General features: G+C 61.5%; 19 protein-coding genes and 1 pseudogene. 8 read left to right on the top strand and 12 right to left on the bottom strand.

Translation table 11 applies throughout. The features are described 5' to 3' along the window. Positions 1–10 precede the first annotated feature (10 nt). On the bottom strand, positions 11–1141 hold the full coding sequence (locus EV286_RS08070; protein WP_132956515.1) for a DUF2336 domain-containing protein: 1131 nt from the start codon (positions 1139–1141) through the stop codon (positions 11–13). Positions 1142–1340: 199 nt separating this feature from the next. Between EV286_RS08070 and EV286_RS08065 the strand changes: the two genes are divergently transcribed. Further along, complete coding sequence (locus tag EV286_RS08065) at positions 1341–2060, top strand: aldolase/citrate lyase family protein (RefSeq protein WP_165932806.1); 720 nt, start codon at positions 1341–1343, stop codon at positions 2058–2060. A 17-nt stretch (positions 2061–2077) separates the two neighbouring features. On the opposite strand, the gene EV286_RS08060 is transcribed toward EV286_RS08065, so the two are convergent. Continuing rightward, the gene (locus EV286_RS08060) at positions 2078–2683 is read right to left on the bottom strand and encodes a flavin reductase family protein (protein ID WP_132956513.1); all 606 of its coding nucleotides are present in this window, start codon (positions 2681–2683) and stop codon (positions 2078–2080) included. After that, positions 2683–3270, bottom strand: coding sequence for a nitroreductase (locus EV286_RS08055; protein ID WP_132956512.1), 588 nt, complete (start codon positions 3268–3270; stop codon positions 2683–2685). Before EV286_RS08055 ends, EV286_RS08060 begins: the two co-directional genes overlap by 1 nt. A 111-nt stretch (positions 3271–3381) precedes the next feature. Here EV286_RS08055 and EV286_RS08050 point away from each other — a divergent pair. Then, a pseudogene (locus EV286_RS08050) lies at positions 3382–4332 on the top strand (hypothetical protein); the annotation flags it as partial. 57 nt (positions 4333–4389) lie between these two features. Here EV286_RS08050 and EV286_RS08045 read toward each other — a convergent pair. From EV286_RS08045 to EV286_RS08015, 7 genes are all read right to left on the bottom strand, one after another. Then, complete coding sequence (locus EV286_RS08045; RefSeq protein WP_132956511.1) at positions 4390–6693, bottom strand: FdhF/YdeP family oxidoreductase; 2304 nt, start codon at positions 6691–6693, stop codon at positions 4390–4392. Positions 6694–6844: 151 nt separating this feature from the next. Then, positions 6845–7696 (bottom strand): lysophospholipid acyltransferase family protein, encoded by an 852-nt coding sequence (locus EV286_RS08040; protein ID WP_132956510.1) that lies wholly within the window; start codon positions 7694–7696, stop codon positions 6845–6847. 109 nt (positions 7697–7805) lie between these two features. Further along, positions 7806–9794 (bottom strand): threonine--tRNA ligase, encoded by a 1989-nt coding sequence (thrS, locus tag EV286_RS08035; protein ID WP_132956509.1) that lies wholly within the window; start codon positions 9792–9794, stop codon positions 7806–7808. 197 nt (positions 9795–9991) lie between these two features. Further along, a complete protein-coding gene (locus tag EV286_RS08030; RefSeq protein WP_132956508.1) occupies positions 9992–10528 on the bottom strand; it encodes a DUF1697 domain-containing protein in 537 nt (178 codons plus the stop codon). Further along, on the bottom strand, positions 10525–10944 hold the full coding sequence (locus tag EV286_RS08025) for a DUF2267 domain-containing protein (protein ID WP_132956507.1): 420 nt from the start codon (positions 10942–10944) through the stop codon (positions 10525–10527). The genes EV286_RS08030 and EV286_RS08025 overlap by 4 nt, the downstream gene beginning before the upstream one ends. Beyond that, complete coding sequence (yidD, locus tag EV286_RS08020; protein WP_132956506.1) at positions 10941–11327, bottom strand: membrane protein insertion efficiency factor YidD; 387 nt, start codon at positions 11325–11327, stop codon at positions 10941–10943. The genes EV286_RS08025 and yidD overlap by 4 nt, the downstream gene beginning before the upstream one ends. Positions 11328–11330: 3 nt before the next feature. After that, entirely contained in the window at positions 11331–11780 is a 450-nt protein-coding gene (locus EV286_RS08015) for an iron-sulfur cluster assembly scaffold protein (RefSeq protein WP_165932815.1), read from the bottom strand. A 323-nt stretch (positions 11781–12103) separates the two neighbouring features. Between EV286_RS08015 and folE the strand changes: the two genes are divergently transcribed. The 3 genes from folE (at position 12104) to EV286_RS08000 (ending at position 14282) form a co-directional block, all read left to right on the top strand. Further along, positions 12104–12718, top strand: coding sequence for a GTP cyclohydrolase I FolE (gene folE / locus EV286_RS08010; RefSeq protein ID WP_132956504.1), 615 nt, complete (start codon positions 12104–12106; stop codon positions 12716–12718). Positions 12719–12744: 26 nt separating this feature from the next. After that, on the top strand, positions 12745–13206 hold the full coding sequence (gene hisI, locus EV286_RS08005) for a phosphoribosyl-AMP cyclohydrolase (RefSeq protein WP_132956503.1): 462 nt from the start codon (positions 12745–12747) through the stop codon (positions 13204–13206). 107 nt (positions 13207–13313) lie between these two features. Then, positions 13314–14282, top strand: coding sequence for a patatin-like phospholipase family protein (locus tag EV286_RS08000; RefSeq protein WP_132956502.1), 969 nt, complete (start codon positions 13314–13316; stop codon positions 14280–14282). Between the two features lie 70 nt (positions 14283–14352). Here EV286_RS08000 and EV286_RS07995 read toward each other — a convergent pair whose 3' ends face one another. Both EV286_RS07995 and EV286_RS07990 read right to left on the bottom strand, forming a co-directional pair. After that, the gene (locus EV286_RS07995; protein WP_132956501.1) at positions 14353–14787 is read right to left on the bottom strand and encodes a CBS domain-containing protein; all 435 of its coding nucleotides are present in this window, start codon (positions 14785–14787) and stop codon (positions 14353–14355) included. 137 nt (positions 14788–14924) lie between these two features. Beyond that, positions 14925–15665: a rhomboid family intramembrane serine protease gene (locus EV286_RS07990; protein WP_132956500.1), complete on the bottom strand. Its 741-nt coding sequence runs from the start codon at positions 15663–15665 to the stop codon at positions 14925–14927. Positions 15666–15979: 314 nt separating this feature from the next. Between EV286_RS07990 and EV286_RS07985 the strand changes: the two genes are divergently transcribed. The 3 genes from EV286_RS07985 (at position 15980) to pip (ending at position 18421) form a co-directional block, all read left to right on the top strand. After that, complete coding sequence (locus EV286_RS07985) at positions 15980–16600, top strand: PAS domain-containing protein (protein WP_132956499.1); 621 nt, start codon at positions 15980–15982, stop codon at positions 16598–16600. Between the two features lie 161 nt (positions 16601–16761). After that, the gene (locus EV286_RS07980; protein ID WP_132956498.1) at positions 16762–17373 is read left to right on the top strand and encodes a PilZ domain-containing protein; all 612 of its coding nucleotides are present in this window, start codon (positions 16762–16764) and stop codon (positions 17371–17373) included. 73 nt (positions 17374–17446) lie between these two features. Then, positions 17447–18421, top strand: a complete 975-nt coding sequence (gene pip, locus EV286_RS07975; protein ID WP_132956497.1) for a prolyl aminopeptidase — start codon at positions 17447–17449, stop codon at positions 18419–18421. Positions 18422–18705 lie beyond the last annotated feature (284 nt).

Raw genomic sequence — 18705 nt, 5'->3', positions numbered from 1 at the left:
AGCGGCCCGATCAGGCGGCCGCTAGAGACGCATAGGCGCGTGCCTGCTGACGCCGCTCTGCAATGCTCAGCTTTTCCACCATGTCGAGCAGTTCGGCGACGACACCTGATCGCTCGCCCTTCCCGCGGAATTTGCCGAGGAGGCGCGTCGCGACATTCTCGCGGAGAGTTCCTGTCGCCTTCTTCGAGGTCTCGCGCCAAAGCAAGGTCGCCTCGACGAAGACGACGCTAATTTCGCGAGGCAGGCCGGCGGATTCGAAAAGAGCCCTCACCGCATGCATGCGCCCGCTCGCCATGATCGACCGCACGCGCCGCTCCTCGCAACCGGAGAGATTGACGATCGCGCCGGCGAAAAAGTCAACCTTTCCCGAGCAGAGCGCGTGCATGAGAAATGACGGCGTCAGCCGCCCGGACGTCCTCAGATGCTCGACGAGCGCCGGGATCTCCTCATGGAACACGCCGCCGGCGATCGCCACGGTGCCCGCCTCATTCGCCTCGCGAGTGACCCGTTCGAGCCGCGCCGCTCCGATCGCCGCCTGCGCGAGCCCGAGCGAGCCCAGTGCATTGCTGACATGCTGCATCAACAGGTGCCGCGCCTCCGAGGGCAGTCCGTTCCGCTCCAGCAGCCGGCAGCGAACCAGGCCAAGGTCGCCGAGACGTTCTGCGATACGCTTCAACGCAAGGCGGGATATGGAAGCGCCTTTGTTTTCAAGCAGGCAGAGCACCTCGTCTTCGTCCCCGATCTCGGCAAGTGCCGCGGCAACGGAATAGGAAACTGTCCGGCGCGCGGCAATCGCCACGCGGGTGGCACTGCTGCCGCGCGCCGCAAGATCGACGAGATCCGCATCCGTCAGCAGCGGCGAAAGCGCGATGACATGGCAGGCGATTTCCGGCTGGTCTTCCGCAAGGGGAAGAACGATGCTTCGCGGAATGCCGGCTGAATCGGATATCGCCTCGGCCAGCGCCAGCCTGACGCGAGGCGAAGGATCATCCAGAAGAAAGGTCATTGCCATCTCTGCGGCGCTGCGCTCCTCGGGGGCCATTCTTGACCGAAGGTAAGCTCGTCCCAGTGCATTTGCCGCCTTTGCCCTGTCTCCCGCCTTTGCAGTCTCGGCCCAACGAAGAAATGCTTCTACGATCAATGTAATGCCCCAGCACCGGCGGGATGATTCCACGCCCTGATTTCAATGCTCAGGCTAGCTCTGAAAAGTTTACGATTGGTTCACCAAGTCTGTTAACCTTCCGCCCATTCGCCGGACGAGACCCGTTGGCCGGCTGGCGCTTACGTTGGAAGATGCCGTTAGGGCAAGAACTGGCAGAACACCGGTGAAGGAGCGGCGTTTGAGACGATCATGGCATGTCGCTTCGGCGAGCGACACGAAGCAACTGGACGCAGCACTGATTGCTGGCGCCGACGCCTTCGTGATTGACCTGTCGCATGCCGGTCCCGAGGAAGCTGCACACCTCAGGGCCCAGGTCGCGGATTGGCTCGTGCGTCATCGGTCTCGCCTCGCCTCGGCGCTCTACGTCATGGTTCACGCTGCGTCGTCGGCGCTGCTCCAGGACGACATCATCGCGCTGACGCCCTTTGCACCGGATGGCTTCATTATCCCCGAATCGGCAGGTGGCGCCGACATCCAGAAGGTCGACGTCATGATCTCCGCGCAGGAAGCCGTTGCGGGAATTGCCGCAGGAAGCATGGGCATCGTCGCCCTTCCCGCCGATACATCGACCGGCGTCTTCGGGGGCATGACCTATGCCAGGAAGTCCACCCGCCTCCAGGCATTGGCCTGGTCCGCAGACCGCCTTGCGCAGCATCTGAAGCTTGAAGATTGGCAACTGCCGGATGGCAGGCTCGCCCCGCCTCTGGAAACGGCAAGGGACCACTGTCTCATTGGCGCGGCAGCAGCCTCGGTCGCCTCGATCGACCTTACTGCCCCGTCCGGCGACCCTGAGCATTTCACGGCTGAGTGCCGCAGGGCCAAGGCGATGGGCTTCTCCGGAAAGCTGGCCGCAAACGCCCGCCAGGTCGAAATCATCAATACCGTCTTCGCGCCCTAGCGCCGCGCTTCAAGCGATCAGGACCGCGGTGGGCGCTTGAGCTCGATCACGTCGCTGCCTTCGCTGTAGTCCATGTAGCCCATGCGAGCCATCGGCCGCGCGACGCTCATGTCGAGGCGTCCTTCCCTAATGATCGACTCGTCGATGTGGATGCCGACAACCTCGCCGAATACGACGACATTCCCAGAGGGCTCGCCGGAAAGCGTGTTCGGTTCGACCACCTGCGTCACCCGGCATTCGAGGACGGCGAGCGCCTCGCCGACATAGGGAGCGTCGACGAGCTGGGCCTGCCGCGCCGTCAGGCCGGCAAGCGCGAACTCGTCAATATGATAGGGCACGCTGGCAGACGACATGTTCATCGGTTCGAGCAGGTGACGGCTGACGAAACTGGTCGTGAACACGCCGGTCTCCTCCGCATTGTGGAGGCTGTCCTTCCGTCCGCTCGAAGAGAACATGACCATTTTCGGCCTGTCGGAAATAGCGTTGAAGTAGGAATAGGGAGAGAGATTAAGCGAACCGTCCTCCCCCTTGGTACCGATCCAGCCGATCGGGCGCGGCACCACGATCGCCTTGAAGGGATCGTGGGCCAGCCCGTGCCTGTTGGTATCCGTCGTGTAGAACATCAGGCGCCTTCTCCGCCAAGCCAGGTCACGGTCTCGCTGAGCTCTGGACGGGGACGCTCGACCGCCGGGAAAGTGGTCGACCCGATGTGGATGAAGCCTGCCGGCCGCTCGCCGGGCGCGATGCCCAGCAAGGGATAGGCACGTTCATCATATGAGTACCATTCGGTAAGCCAGTTCGAGACGTAGCCATGCGCATTAGCCGACATCAGCAGGTTGAGGCACAACGCGCCGGCCGACATCTGCTGCTCCCACTCCGGGATCTTGAAATGCGGTCCCGACTTGCTGACAACGGCGACGACGACAGGCGCGCGGGTGAAGCGGGTGCGCTCCACCTGGATCATCTCCTCGGACAGGTCGGGCTTTGCCTGCAGCGCCATTTTCAGGAGCTCCTCACCGATACGGACCCGTTCGTCGCCGCGATAGACGATGAAGCGCCAGGGAGCCAGCTTGCCATGGTCAGGTACGCGCGAGGCGAGTCGAAGAATCTCCTCTATCTCGGCCCTGCTCGGCCCCGGCTCGCACATCTGGAATGCCGGAATGGAGCGGCGGACGGTGAGGTAATCGAGGAGCTTGACGTCATTTTTCATAAGCGGAGGCTTTCATTTTGCTGCCTGAGGTACGTTACGTCTTGAATTTGCCATTGGATTGGTCTTGAAGTGGCCTCTGTCTCTCAGGAAGTCAATCGGTCCAGAAACCACATGTCAGGCATTTTGCCTCTAGCACGCATAGGCTTGGCCGCAGCCATGCTCTCAGTTACGCCGCTGGCGGCGGTGGCGGAAGACGCTTTCAAGAACTTCAAGCAGCTCGACAGCACGGCCAAGATGCCGAAGCTCAATGCATTTATCGCGCCGGGCAGCGCGGGTGCCGCCGCCCCCATGCTGCGCGACGTCAGCCTCGAGGCGAAACTGACGACCGACGGCGAGTCCGTCCAGGAGGGACTGTCCTGGTACGTCTTCAATCCGATTGCCGGTGCGGATGGCAAGCTGCCCCTGGTGGCCAGTGCCGAGGGCGGGCCGGCTGCCTTCCAGCTCGCGCCCGGGGACTATTTCGTCAATGTCTCCTTCGGTCGCGCCTTCGCGACCAAGAAGCTGCATGTGCCCGACAGTGGTGATATCGATAAGCAGGTGATGGTGCTGGACGCGGGAGGCATCGTCCTGAACGCGATTTCCGGCTCGGATTCGCGCATTCGCCCGGATGAGCTGAGCTTTTCCATCTATTCGTCCGACGTCAAGGAAGACGGCGAGCGCGGCCTCGTGATGGCCGACGTCAAGCCCGATACGGTTGTCCGGCTAAGTGCCGGCACTTACCATGTCGTCTCCGAATACGGCAACGTCAACGCAGTCATCCGCGCCGATATCCAGGTCGAGGCCGGCAAGCTGACGGAAGCGACGATCCAGCATCGTGCCGCGAAGATCACCTTCAAGCTGGTTTCCGAACAGGGCGGCGAGGCTATCGCCGACACGGCGTGGTCGATCCTGACGGCCTCGGGCGATATCGTCGGCGAAAGCGTGAGCGCTTTTCCGGAGATGGTGCTGGCCGAAGGCGAGTATTCAGCCGTCGCCCGCAACAAGGACAAGATCTACCAGCGCGACTTCACCGTGAAGGCCGGGGGCAACACCGATGTCGAAGTTCTGATGCAGGACCAGCAGGCCCAACCGGCCGACGACGGCAACCTCGACTGAGACTGCCGTCCGCCTTTTCTACCTTCAGACAGCGGCAGCGCGTATCTTGACGGGGATCGCCTTATAGGAAGGCGTGCCCGACCGCTTGTCGTAATGCGAAAGCGCGCACAGTACGTTCATCTCCGGATAGTAGCCGGCCGCCGAGCCGCGCGGAATGTTGTAGGCGACGGCCGTGAAACGCGGCAGGATCCTCGGCAGGCTGTCCGAGTCATCGGGAGCGGCCGCCGCTTCGATATCGACGAGATCGCCTTCCTTGAGGCCGTGATCCGCAAGGTCGTCCTTGTTGAGGAAGACGACGTCGCGGCGACCGAAGACGCCTCTGTAGCGGTCATTGAGGCCGTAGACAGTGGTATTATATTGGTCGTGGCTTCGGATCGTCGTCAAGGTCAGGGTGTCGGGCTGCAGGAGGCGAGGATCCTCGTTGACACCCTTGATGACCAGGAAGTTCGCCTTCTTGCTTGCAGTCCGCCACTCACGGCGGCTCGCGGCGACATCAAGACGGAAGCCGCCCGGCTCGCGAATCCGCTTGTTGAAATCAAAGAAGTCGGGGAAGACCACCTCGATCTTGTCGCGGATGCGGTCGTAATCGGCGATGAGCCAATCCCAATCTATCCCGTAGCGGTCTCCGATCGTGGCCTTCCCGATTCCGGCGATGATTGCCGGCTCCGAGAGCAGATTGTCGCTGGCCGGCTTCAGGAAGCCGCGCGACGCGTGCACCATCGACATCGAATCCTCGACTGTGAGCGATTGCGGACCGTTTGCCTGCACATCCAGCTCCGTCCTCGCGACAACAGGCAGGATGATCGTGTTCTTTGCGATCAAAAGGTGCGACCGATTGAGCTTGGTGGCCATCAACGCGGCCAGTTCAAGCTTGCGCATCGCGGCGAAGGTCCGTTCCGGATCCGACATGGCAACCGCGAAATTGCCGCCTAGGCAGATGAGCGCCTTGGAATGGCCCGCTTCGATCGCCTCGACGGACTCGATCGCGGCATTGCCCTTCTTCCCGGACGGGCGGAAGCCGAAAGCACGCTCCATTCCGTCCAGCATTGCGTCGTTCGGGATTTCGGTGATGCCGACGGTTCGGTTGCCTTGGACGTTGGAGTGGCCGCGAAGCGGGCATATGCCGGCACCCTCGCGACCCATGTTTCCACGCAGCAGCAGGAAGTTGACCATCTGCTGGACGTTCGCGGTGCCGTTGGCATGCTGTGTCAGCCCCATGCCGTAGGCGATGATGACCTTCTTTGCCTGGACATAGACGTCCGCGGCGCTCTCGATGTTCTCACGCGAGAGCCCGCTCTTGATGATGATATCGTCCCAACTCGTCCCATTGAGGTCCTCGACCAGTTCGTCGAAGCCGCTCGTATGCTCGGCAATGAATTCGAGATCCAGGACACCCGGGCCGCCAGCAAGCTTATCCTGCTCGTCGCGTTCCAATACGCGCTTCATCATGCCCTTGAAGACCGCGACATCGCCGCCTGGCCGGACCTGATAGTAGGCCGAGGCAATATTGGTCGACGAGAAGGTAGCCATCTCCACCGCGTGCTGTGGCGACGCGAATCGCTCGAGGGCGCGCTCCTTCAGCGGATTGAAGACAATGATCGGCACGCCTCTGCGCGATGCTTCCCACAGCGTCGCCATCATGCGCGGGTGATTTGTGCCCGGGTTGTGGCCGAAGCTGAAGATCGCGTCGCAATGATCGAAGTCTTCGAGGGTCACCGTGCCCTTGCCGACGCCGATCGACATCGGCAAGCCGACGCTGGTTGCCTCATGGCACATGTTGGAGCAGTCGGGAAAATTGCCCGACCCGTACGCGCGGGCAAGAAGCTGAAACAGGAAGGCCGCCTCGTTGGAGGCACGGCCGGAGGTGTAGAATTCCGCCATGTTCGGATCCGGAAGCGCATTCAGCACTTCGGCGATCTTGGCGAATGCCTCGTCCCATTCGATCGGCACATACCGGTCGGTCTTTGCGTCGTAAATGAGCGGATGGGTCAGCCTGCCCTGATTTTCGAGCTCGTAGTCGGACCACGTCCAGAGTTCGCTCACCGTATGCTGGGCGAAGAACTCGGGCGGCACCCGCTTTGCCGTCGTTTCCCAGGTGACGGCCTTGACGCCGTTCTCGCAGAATTCGAAGGACGAGGTGTGTTTCGGATCGGGCCAAGCGCAGCCGGGACAATCGAAGCCGTCCGGCTGGTTCTGCTTGAGGAGCGTCAACGGGCCCTGGGCGAGAACCTGCTGCTCCTTGATCGCCTTGGCCACGGCCTTGAGAGCGCCCCAGCCACCGGCCGGAGCATCATATTCCTCTATGCCTTCCGGCCGCTCATCACTCATCCAAATGTCCTTTCCCAAACAAAGTGCACGGAGGTTTTCTTCCGCGCGCCACACCCGACGTCAGAGACGCGAAGATATCGCCTCAAAACAGCCGAGGATTGGAAAAAAGGATCGCAATAGAGAGGTTGCTAATAGTGCGCCGGCCGGTCGCTCAGCCCAGAGCGCTTGCCTTCCTGAGGAACTGCCGCCGCGGCGGAGCCATGGAAAAGACTGCGCTGTAGAGCCGCGAAAGCACGTCCTTGCGATCGCTGCCGCTGCTGAGCGCCTCCCAGGAGATCACGTCGCCGACATAGGAGGTGATCGTGCTCCCCGAGAGCCTGCGGAACTCTCTCACCAGCAGCGAAAGGCGCAAGGTCAGGGAAACACGGCTGGCAAGGTGGAAGAGCCTGCCGTTCTGCCCCTGGAAATAGATCGGAATGACGCTCGCATGCGCCGACTGGACGAGCTTGGCGGGGAACATCTTCCAGGGCAGGTCCTCGGCTTTTCCGAAACCCTTCTTCGCCGTGGCGACGCCGCCCGCCGGAAAGATGATGATCGTCGTCCCTTCCTTTAGAAGCCGCAGGGCCTCATGGCGGGTGCGCATGTTGATCGCAAGCGCTTCCTTGGTTTCGTCGAAGGATACCGGCAGCGAATAATCCGCCATCTCCGGCACTTTCAGCAACTCGTTGTTGATCAGCACCCTGAACGGCCGGCCAAGCTGCTCGGCAAGCGCAAGCACCGCGATCCCGTCGCCGATCCCGAAGGGATGGTTGGCAACGATCACGACCGGCGTGTTGGCCTCGAGGTCACGCGGCGGCCAGGAGCCGCGGACGTCCATGCGCACGTCGATGAGGTCGAGCATCTTGCCGAAGACACGCTCGCTCTTGCCGACGATGTCGGAACGCCAGATGTCGTAGAGGCGCGCATAACGATCGCGACCGGAAAGGCCCTCGATGGAGCGGATGAGCCAGCGCTTGATGCGCGGGTCTCGCTCGTTGGCATAGGACAGTTCTTTGAAGTTCAAATTGCGTCGGGGCTGACCCGCTCCTCAATCAGTCAGGGCGCGTATATTTCAACTATGTGTCAGCCATCTGACAGCGCGGTGAAAAAAGCGCTGCCAGATGGCTTGCTGTTCAGGCTGCTTTCGCCTTCTTGGCTTCCGCCTTGCGGCGGACGTCGGGCGGCGTTGCCTCGAGTTCCAGCGCGGCGATCGCCTCGTCGAGCGGCATCGAAGTCTGCGCCTGCGAACCCAGGCGCCGGATGTTGACCGAGCGTTCCTCGGCTTCCTTCTTCCCGCAGACGATGATCACCGGCACCTTCGTGACCGAGTGCTCGCGGATCTTGTAGTTGATCTTCTCGTTGCGGAAGTCCGTCTCGACGTTGAGGCCCGCCTCGCGCAGCGCCTCGGCGACTTCGGCACCGTAGCCGTCCGCTTCAGAGGTGATCGTCGCGACCACGACCTGCAGCGGCGACACCCAAAGCGGCATGTGGCCCGCGTAGTTCTCGATCAGAATGCCGAGGAAGCGCTCCATCGAGCCGCAGATCGCCCGGTGAATCATGACGGGCTGCGTCTTCTCGGAATGCTGGTCGATGTAGAAGGCGCCGAAGCGCTCCGGCAGGTTGAAGTCGACCTGGGTCGTACCGCACTGCCATTCGCGGCCGATGGCGTCCTTCAGGGTGTATTCGAACTTCGGTCCGTAGAAGGCGCCTTCGCCCGGCAGGATGCCGGTCTTGATGCGCCCGCCCGACTGGGCCTCGATCGTCTTCAGCACATCCAGCATGACGCTTTCGGCACGGTCCCAAAGCTCGTCCGAGCCGACGCGTTTGTCCGGGCGGGTCGAGAGCTTGACCACGACTTCCTCGAAGCCGAAATCCTCGTAGACCGAAAGGATCAGGTCGTTGATCTTCAGGCACTCGGCGGCCATCTGCTCGTCGGTGCAGAAGATATGCGCGTCGTCCTGCGTGAAGCCGCGCACGCGCATCAGCCCATGCAGGGCACCCGAGGGCTCGTAGCGGTGCACGTTGCCGAATTCCGCAAGTCGGATCGGCAGTTCGCGGTAGGACTTCAGGCCGTGCTTGAAGATCTGGATATGGCCCGGGCAGTTCATCGGCTTCAGCGCGAAGACGCGGTCGTCGTCGGTATCGTCGCCGGCAACGGTCACCTTGAACATGTTGTCGCGGTACCAGCCCCAATGGCCCGAAGTCTCCCAGAGCGACTTGTCGAGCACCTGCGGCGCGTTGACTTCCTGGTAGTCGCCGGCGAGCCTGCGACGCATGTAGGAAACGAGCGTCTGGAACATGCGCCAGCCCTTGCCATGCCAGAAGACGACGCCTGGCCCCTCCTCCTGGAAATGGAACAGGTCCATTTCGCGGCCAAGGCGGCGATGGTCGCGCTTTTCGGCTTCCGCAAGGACATGCAGATAGTTGTCGAGGTCCGCCTGCTCCGCAAAGGCCGTGCCATAGATGCGGGTCAGCATCGGATTGTTGGAATCACCGCGCCAATAAGCACCGGCCACCTTCATCAGCTTGAAGGCGTTACCGATCTGGCCGGTCGAAGCCATGTGCGGACCGCGGCATAGATCGAACCAGTCGCCCTGGTAGTAGATCTTCAGGTCCTGCCCTTCCGGGATCGCGTCGACGAGTTCGACCTTGTACTGTTCGCCCTTGGCGGCAAACACTTCCTTTGCCTTTTCCCGCGACCAGACCTGCTTGGTGAAGGGCGCGTTGCGCTGGATGATCTCCCGCATCTTCTTTTCGATGACGGGAAGGTCGTCCGGGGTGAACGGCTCGTTCTTGGCAAAGTCGTAATAGAACCCGTTCTCGATGACCGGCCCGATCGTGACCTGGGTTCCGGGCCAGAGTTCCTGCACGGCCTCGGCCATGACATGCGCGGCATCGTGGCGGATAAGCTCCAGCGCACGCCCGTCGTTGCGGGTGATGATTTCGATGGCGCCCGGCGTCACCGGGTCGGAGAGATCGCGCACGTTGCCGTCGATCGCGATAGCGACGGCCTTCTTGGCAAGCGACTTCGAAATGGATTCGGCGACGTCGCGACCGGTCGTGCCGGCATCGTAGCTGCGAACGGAGCCATCGGGGAAAGTCAGGGAAACGGATTGGGACACAAATTTTCTCCTTGTCCAGTCCCGCCAACGAATGCGGGTGGTGTTAAAAAGGTCGAGGTGGCTGCCGAGGCCGGCCTCGCGCCGCCTGATAAAGGCTTTTCATGGCTTAGTAAAGGAAAAGACCCACCGGCCGGCGTTGCAGCTGGCCCCAATTGACTGCCGGCAAGCCACGCAAGGCCGCCCCTCTGGCGGTCTCTTCAGTCGGTCTCTGACAGCATTTTCGCAAGGCCGCGCACAGTGTTCCAGTTGCGCAGCGTGCCGACGCCGAGTCGCTTTGTCGTCAGCGCCGAAAGCAACCTCGATTCGCTCGGCCTGCCGCCGAAATCGATCCAGAGATCGCCGCTGGCAAGCGCGATGCGCTGCCCCTCTTTCACCAGCGGCTTGAGCGCCTCCATTCTCTCGGGAGAGATGGGTGCCCGGTTGACGCGCACGATAACCTGCGATCCTTCGCCGTCCTTGAATGGGTTTGCACTGGCGAGTGCCGCCCAGTTGGCACCATCCCGCACGACGATATCGACATGCTTGCCGAATCTCCGGCGAAAGCCTTCCTCCAGTTGTCTTTCGATCTCGTCCAGCCGCGCTCCTTCCGCCTCAAAGACAAGATTGCCCGTCGAGACCAGTGTGCGTGGCTTGCGATAGCCAAGGTCCTCCGCCAGATCGCGCAGATCCGCCATGACGACCCGCCGGCCGGGGCCGAGCACGATGCTGTGCAGAAGCGCGACGAACGTGCTCATGCGTGCCAGAAGTCCCTGGCCCCTTGCGGCAGCGTTGCGAGAAGCGCTTCAAACGCCGCCACGTCGACATTCTTTCTCAAGGCAGCCGCTACGTCGCTGATTGCCGTGTCCGGCGAGAGATTGTGATTGCCGCGCAGCGCCTGAACCTCCCTCGCCATGGCGGCACGGTCTTCGAATGGCAGCCGCGCCTCATCTGGATCCCAATCGGCAACGAAGATCGCCCTCAGGACCGGCGGCAGGACATCGGCGAAACGCAATGCGTCGCGCAGGTCGAGGCGCCGTCGGAAGACCTGCAGCACTCCCTGCACCATCGTGTAGGTCTGGTTGCGGGTTGCCAGCATGGAAATATCACGAGCATCGGCGAGGAATCGCTCAAAGTCCTGGGACGCCAGCTGATATTCCATCGGCATGATCATGGCTCCCTGCCCTTCCTGCCAATCAGGAAGTAGCGCCAGGGTGTCCACCAGTGGAAATGTGGTGCCAACGTCTCCGGCACGGGGTCAAGACCGCTGGTGCCGCCAGGTCCGCATCGTCCGACACGGAAGAGCGTCATCCAGCCGCCGGCCCACAAACCATGCCGCGCGATCGCCTCGTAGCCATATTCGGAGCATGTGGGTATATGCCGGCAGCCGTTACCGACGAAGCCTGACAATGTCAGTTGATAGAGCCGAATGAACCCGGTGCCGAAGATACGCCCGGGCGTCTTGCGAAAGGGTCCCGGCCAATTGCGGCCCCTATATTTCGGGCCCTCGTGTTTCAGGCCGCCGCCTTCATGGCTGCAGTCTGGCCGGCTGCACATCGATCATCCCACCGCCACCGCTTCATGGCGGGCGGCCTCGATCTGGTCGACAGCATCGACGACCGCGTCGAATGTCAGCATGGTCGAAGCGTGGCGTGCCTTGTAATCCTTCACGGGCTTAAGGTAGCGCATGTCCTCGAAGCGGCCGTCCGGACCCTCGCCGTCTGCCTTAAGCATGGCGAGCATGTCCTCGCGGGCGTGCCGCAATTCATCGGCCGTCGCGCCGACGACATGGCGCGCCATGATCGATGAAGAGGCCTGGCCGAGTGCGCATGCCTTTACATCGTGAGCAAAACCGGTGACCACGTCACCGTCCATCTTGAGCCAGATCTTGACGCGCGAACCGCAGAGTTTCGAGTGCGCCTGGGCCGTTGCATCGGCGTCCGGCATGCTGCCGATCAGGGGAATATTGCCTGCAAATTCAAGGATTTTGCTGTTGTAAATGTCGTCCATCATCGATTCTGCTCCAAAACGCCGACGGATTTGACCGATCCCGCGCCTGCGCGCATTGTATCATAACAAAAAACACACCGTGTCCATGTGGGCACTTTCACATCGACGGCGCCTTACTATATGTATGTCGTTCGAAGGCCATGGAATTGCAATGGTCTCGTGTAAGTTTGATTGGGAAACCGTGCCGGAAGGCATTGCCATCAAAGGCTTGTCTGAAAGCCCCGGAGCCCGCCAAAGGTACACATCCCTCGGTGTGACGAGGAATGCCAGTGGCGAGTCCGACTGAACAAGGATCCGCGTCGCGGACCAGGAGACCATGGAATATGGACGCCATTGTAAAGAATTTTCCTCAGACCGTTCGTGAATCCGACCGCCCCTCCCAGCAGGAGGTTGAAGAGGCGGTGCGCGTATTGCTGCGCTGGGCCGGTGACGATCCGAGCCGCGAGGGATTGCTTGACACACCGACACGCGTCGCCAAGTCCTATCGCGAGCTCTTTGCCGGCTACGACATGGACCCTGAAGACGTGCTTGGCCGCACCTTCGAGGAGGTTGCCGGCTATGACGACATGGTCGTCGTAAAGGATATTCCATTCTTCTCCCATTGCGAGCATCATATGGTTCCGATCATCGGCAAGGCTCACGTCGCCTATCTGCCGGACGGAAGGGTGCTCGGTCTCTCGAAGATCGCGCGTGCGGTCGAGATCTATGGACGCCGGCTCCAGACGCAGGAAGCCATGACGGCCCAGATCGCCAAGGCCATCGACGACACCCTTCGCCCGCGCGGCGTGGCCGTGATGCTCGAAGCTGAGCATATGTGCATGTCGATGCGTGGGGTGCAGAAGCAGGGTTCGACAACGCTCACGACGACCTTCACCGGGACGTTCAAGAGCGATCCGGCCGAGCAGGTCCGCTTCATGACAATGGTACGGGGCCGATAAGTCCGGCTCCAGAACAGGCCGCGACGATGAATCTGACCTTCAACGAGCCTTCCACCGACAAATACCAGCTGGAAGATGCGGGCGAGTTTACGCCGCGCTTCGACGATCGCGGCCTGATCACCGCGATCGTCACCGATGCTCGCGACGGCGAGCTGCTCATGGTCGCGCACATGAATGTCCAGGCGCTGGCGCTGACGATCCAGACCGGGACCGCCCATTACTTCAGCCGTTCGCGCGGAAAGATCTGGAAGAAGGGCGAGACCTCCGGCAACCTGCAGACGGTCAAGGAGATCCGCACGGACTGCGATCAGGACGCCATCTGGCTGAAGGTCGAGGTCGCCGGTCACGATGCGGCATGTCACACCGGCAGGCGTTCCTGCTTCTATCGCACGGTGACGCTCGAGGACGGCAAACCGGTGCTGACCATCGTTGATGACGAGAGACATTTCGATCCGAATGAAGTTTATGGTCATCCGGACAAGAAATGAGCGATTTTCAGCGAAATCGCACAAGAAAGCAGGTATAAATTGTTTAGAAACAGAAAAGGGACACTAATTGCGTAAGGGGTAATTTTCGCCCCGGAGGAAAGCGTGGCATGCTGACGTGGAGTTTGAATCGGCAGAATTCACAATCACCAGCCTCTGAGTCAGGCTTAGCACCCGCACAGGAAATTACCATCCCGCCGCCGACCGTTCCCGCTCAACCAAAAAAAGCCAAGATCGCCCTTGCGCTAGGCGGTGGTGCTGCCCGCGGCTGGGCTCATATCGGCGTCCTTCGCGCGCTTGATGAGGCCGGGATCGAAGTCGGGATGGTGGCGGGCACCTCGATCGGCGCGCTCGTCGGGGGATGCTATATCGCCGGCAAGCTGGACGAACTCGAAGACTTCGCCCGTTCGCTCACCATGCGGCGCATCGCCGGGCTCCTTGACCTCACGATCGGTGGTAGCGGCCTTTTCGGCGGCATGCGGCTGACCAAACGCATGCAGGAGCATCTCGAAGACCTCACCATCGAGGGCCTTGATCGGCCCTTCGTCGCCGTGGCGGCCGAGATCAATACCGGCCACGAAGTTTGGATCGCCAATGGTTCGCTGATTACGGCGCTCAGGGCATCCTACGCCCTGCCCGGCATCTTCGAGCCGGTCCGCAGCAACCAGCGCACGCTGGTCGACGGCGCGCTCGTCAATCCCGTTCCCGTCTCGGTCTGCCGCGCCTATGAGCAGCCGCTGGTCGTCGCGGTCAACCTCAATTATGACCTCTACGGGCGCTCGGCTGTCGTGAAGCACAATGCCGGCCTCTCCGCCGACGAGATCCAGCAGCAGCGCATGACCCCCTATGCGAAGATGGGGCTGACCGGTGTCATGGTGCAGGCGTTCAATATCATCCAGGACCGCATTTCGCGCGCACGTCTCGCCGGCGACCCTCCGGACATAGCTCTGCATCCACGGCTGAGCGACATCGGGCTCTCCGAGTTCCATCGCGCAGGCGAGGCTATCGATCGGGGATATGAGGAAACGCGCGCGCGGCTGGCCGAACTGAAGCGGCTGCAGGAAGCCTACGCCTTCTAGCGCGCTTGCGTGTCGGGTGAAAAACTTCGGGCGCACCGGTGCGGGTCCGCCCGTCTCCATCGATCCGGGATCAGCCGGCGATATAGGCCTTGATCTGTTCAGTCTCGAGTTCGATTTCCCGGATGCGTGACTTCACCACGTCACCGATCGAAATGATCCCGATAAGCTTGCCCTTGCTCTCCACCGGAACATGGCGGAACCGCCGTGCCGTCATGACTTCCATCAGTTCGTTGACGGTGGTCTCTTCCTTGCAGCGATAGACCTTTGAGGTCATCAGCGATCCGACCGTCTCGTCGAGACTGTCCTTGCCGAGGCGCGCAAGCGCATTGACTACATCGCGTTCAGTGAAGATGCCGCTGATACGACCTTCCATTCCAACGATCACGATGGCGCCGATGCGGTGCTCGCTGAGGGTGCGCGCTGCTTCGGCAAGCGTCGTGTCCGGGCCGGCCGTCACGACTTCATGGCCTTTGACATCGAGTATCGTCTTTACAGGCACAGACATTCATTCCTCCTTTTTTCGCGTGCACGCCCCCTTGGGAGCCCGGTTTTTACCGCGGAATTCCTCCTGCTTCTGCGGCAGATGATGGGCAAATGGTGCACCTCCCGGCCTGAGATTGCAATATCTGAGGGGGGACTTAATTAGTCCTCGCGCCTTACCTGTGGACGGTCGAACAGCGAGAAAAGAAGGAATCCGAACGCGAATCCGCCGATATGCGCATCCCAGGCAATCTCCTGGCTTCCGTCCCCGATCAGCGGGATTCCGACGGCGATCAGCGCGTTGCCGAGAAGCCAGAACAGGCCGAATACGATCACTGTCCTGCTGCGGAAGGACTGGAGAATCGAAAGGCGATCGTTGAGATGCGCCTCGCGGCTCTGTCCTCCACGACCGGGGAAGGCAAAGCGGCAGGCAGCGCCCATGAGCCCCGACACGACACCCGATGCGCCGATCAGCAGGGTCATGTCGCCCCAGTTCAGCGCCGCATGCAGGAAGGCGGATGCCGCCGCCGACAGGATCCAAAAGACGACGTAGCGCGACGTCCCGATGCGACGCACGACGGGCGCTCCGAAGGCCATCAGCCACAATCCGTTGAAAACGATGTGCTCCACGCTGCCGTGGAGAAGAGAATAGGTCACCGGCGTCCAGAGCCACTGCAGACCCTGTTCAGAAAACGGGACGACATAGCGAGCCGGAATGAAGCCGAAGTTGAAGAACAGCCAGTCGACCGCCCGCTCCGGCAGCAGGCTCTGGACAAAATAGATGGCGATAAGCAGCAGGAGGCTGGCGAGCAGCGCGGGCGGCAGGTTGAAGACCGGGTTGCGCGGCGGCTTTGGCTCATCGCCTTCCGGGGCGGCGCTCGTCAGCGCGGAATCTTCATCCATCTGTTACACGTCTCCTGTCGTGGTGGCCGCAAGGCATATAGGAGCCGTTGCCAAAAAAAAAGCCGCTCTGCCAGGCAGAGCGGCTCTGTTCCCGGATTGCCGCGTGATGCCTACCGCGCCAATCCGGAAAGTCTGTGCTCGAATCAAAACCTTCGTGAAGTCATGGAGAATTTTTCGCCCAGATCGGCGGCTAACGCAACGCAAACTGCGTCTTAACCCTAATGGACGCGACGTGGCATGAAATAAGCATGGCGATCACACGGGCCATGAACGGCCTCGGAAGATGAACCAGAATGAGACAAGCTGGTATGCCAATGCGTTTGAAGACAAGCATAGAGATATTCAATTATTGGGACCGCCTGCGCGGCGCTGATCCCGCCCCGTTGCGATCACAGATCGACCCCTCATCGATAAGACGAACCCTCCCCGAACTTTTCATCCTCGAAGCCGCCGACAAACCGTTTTTCCGGCTCGCGGGAACGCACGTCTGCGGCTTCTTCGGGCGCGAATTGCGGGATGCCGCCTTCGGTTCCCTCTGGGGCGACACCCAGGGTGAGGACGCCGAGAAGATCGCCGCCGGCGTCATGGCTCACGCCATGCCGACCCTGATCAACGCCACCGGCTATGGCAGCAGGGGCAACAGCATGGCCTTCGAGATCGTGCTGATGCCGCTGCGTTCCTCGGTTGACGCCTGCGACCGTCTGCTCGGCTCGATCGCGCCGGCGGGAAACAGCGTGTGGCTCGGTGCGGATCCGCTCGATTTCCTGGCGCTCGACCGCTCCCGCCTCCTCAATGATCGCGGTGCCATTCCCGCACAATCTGTCGAAGAACAGGACAGCGGCCGGTCCCTCTTCGCGACGAGGGGTGCGGAGCTTGGCCACATGGTGCGACGTGTCATGCATCTGAGGATTTTCGAGGGCGGGCGCGCCGGCTGAAAGTTCCCGTCGCCGCCTCTGCAGCGGCATGATCCATTCCAGCACAACCGCGGCCCACCGGGCTGCGGAACGCGCCTTCGCGCCCAAAGCTGAACAACCTTCTGTTAACGGATTGCGGCTAATGATTGTGGGGTAGGATATTAGCCAAGAAGCCCTTTGTGATGCACTCGTTTCAGCAAGCGCCCACAACACGGACTGCAATGCGGCCAGACCAGCGCACCTTTCAGCGCGTGCCGATCAATATGCAGGGCCGCCTCATGCTTGCGAACTACGAAGAATACGAGTGCACGGTGGTCGATATGTCGCCCGGCGACATGTATGTCACCTGCCTGGGACGTCCCCGCGCCAGCGAGCGTGTCGTCGCCTATATCGATCACCTTGGACGGGTCGAAGGCCAGGCAATCGCGCTAGACAATCGCGGCTTCACCATGTCCATCAACGCCACCGACCGCAAGCGCGAGAAGCTCGCCGCCCAGCTCACCTGGCTCGCCAACAAGCATGAACTCGGGCTGCCCGAAGACCGCCGCCACGACCGCCTGACCCCGCGCACGACGGTCAGCGAAATCACCCTCGAAGACGGCGCCCGCTACACATGCCGCATCATGGACCTGTCGCTTTCGGGCGCAGCCGTCGATGTCGAAGTCCGTCCAGCGATCGGAACGCCCCTGCGCCTCGGCAACATGCGCGGACGGGTCGTGCGGCATTTTGTCGAAGGCGTCGCGATCGAATTTCTCTCGCTGCAGTCACGAGAGACGCTCCGCGAATTCCTCTAGGGAGCTTCCGGCCACCTCGCCTGTCATCTTTTGGCAATGAAGTGGGACAATATAGCCAGCGTCAACGAAGCGCGTGGCGACGACATTGCTCTTTCCCGAAACCGAACCTTACGAGCACGGCCTCCTCGATACCGGCGACGGCAACCTGATCTATTGGGAGAGCTGCGGCAATCCGAAGGGCATGCCGGCACTCGTCCTGCATGGAGGACCGGGGTCGGGCACCTCCGCGACGGCACGACGCTATTTCGACCCTTCCGCCTGCCGCATCGTCCTTTTCGACCAGAGGAATTGCGGGCGCAGCCTGCCCAGCGCGGCGGACATCGCAACAGATCTTTCTCGCAATACGACCCGCCACCTGCTCGAAGACATCGAGCGTTTGCGCCTTCTCCTCGGCATCGACAACTGGCTTCTCTTCGGCAATTCCTGGGGGACAACGCTCGCACTCGCCTATGCCGAGGCGCATCCGGCGCGCGTTCGCGGGATGGTCCTCGCCGGCGTCACCATGACGCGGCGTTCGGAGATAGACTGGCTCTATCGCGGCATGGCGCCGCTCTTTCCCGAGGAGTGGCATCGCTTCAGCGAAGCGGTCCCGCCCCAACAACGCGGTGACGATATGGTCGGCACCTACTATCGGCTGCTGAACCATCCGGATCAGGTCGTACGACTGAAGGCGGCGCGCGACTGGCACGACTGGGAGAGCGCGTCGATCCTGCTTGCAGATCCGTCCGGTCGACCGCGCCGATGGGCCGATCCGCTCTATCTTCTGGCGCGGGCTCGTATCGTCACCCACTACTTCCATCACGGCGCATGGCTCGCAGACGGTGAACTGCTCAGGAACGTAGCGCGGCTCGCCGGGATACCGGGTATCATGATCCATGGGCGCCTCGACCTCGAGGCACCGCTGGTCACTGCCTGGGAGCTGGCACGGGCGTGGCCCGATGCCGAGCTCGTCGTGCTTCAGCGTGCCGCCCATTCCACGGCGCACCCCGACATCTCTGGCGCGATCGTCACTGCCACGAACAAATTTCGCGATCGGGCAAGAAAATAATCTGTGGCCGTCATCCGCGAATTCGGCCTTGATCCGTTGCCTGCGCCGGCGATTTCGCCGCTCCACGTGCGTCATCGCCACATCTCGCCACATTCGACAGCAGCGAAGATCTGCCGCGATCGCCGAAAATCGTTAACGCCCGCCCTCCCGCGATAGCCTTTTCAAGCAGAAAGCCTTCCCTCAATCGATAAAGTTTTAGTCGATCTTGAGTCGAATGCCATTTGAATTTTACGCGAATTCGACGCGTATTTTATTCGATATCGATGCGACTTTGAATCAACTAA

Source organism: Rhizobium sp. BK251 (assembly GCF_004345245.1).
Classification (GTDB): domain Bacteria; phylum Pseudomonadota; class Alphaproteobacteria; order Rhizobiales; family Rhizobiaceae; genus Rhizobium.
Note: the sequence above shows the minus strand (reverse complement) of the source record. Positions and strands in the feature narration are given on the sequence as shown.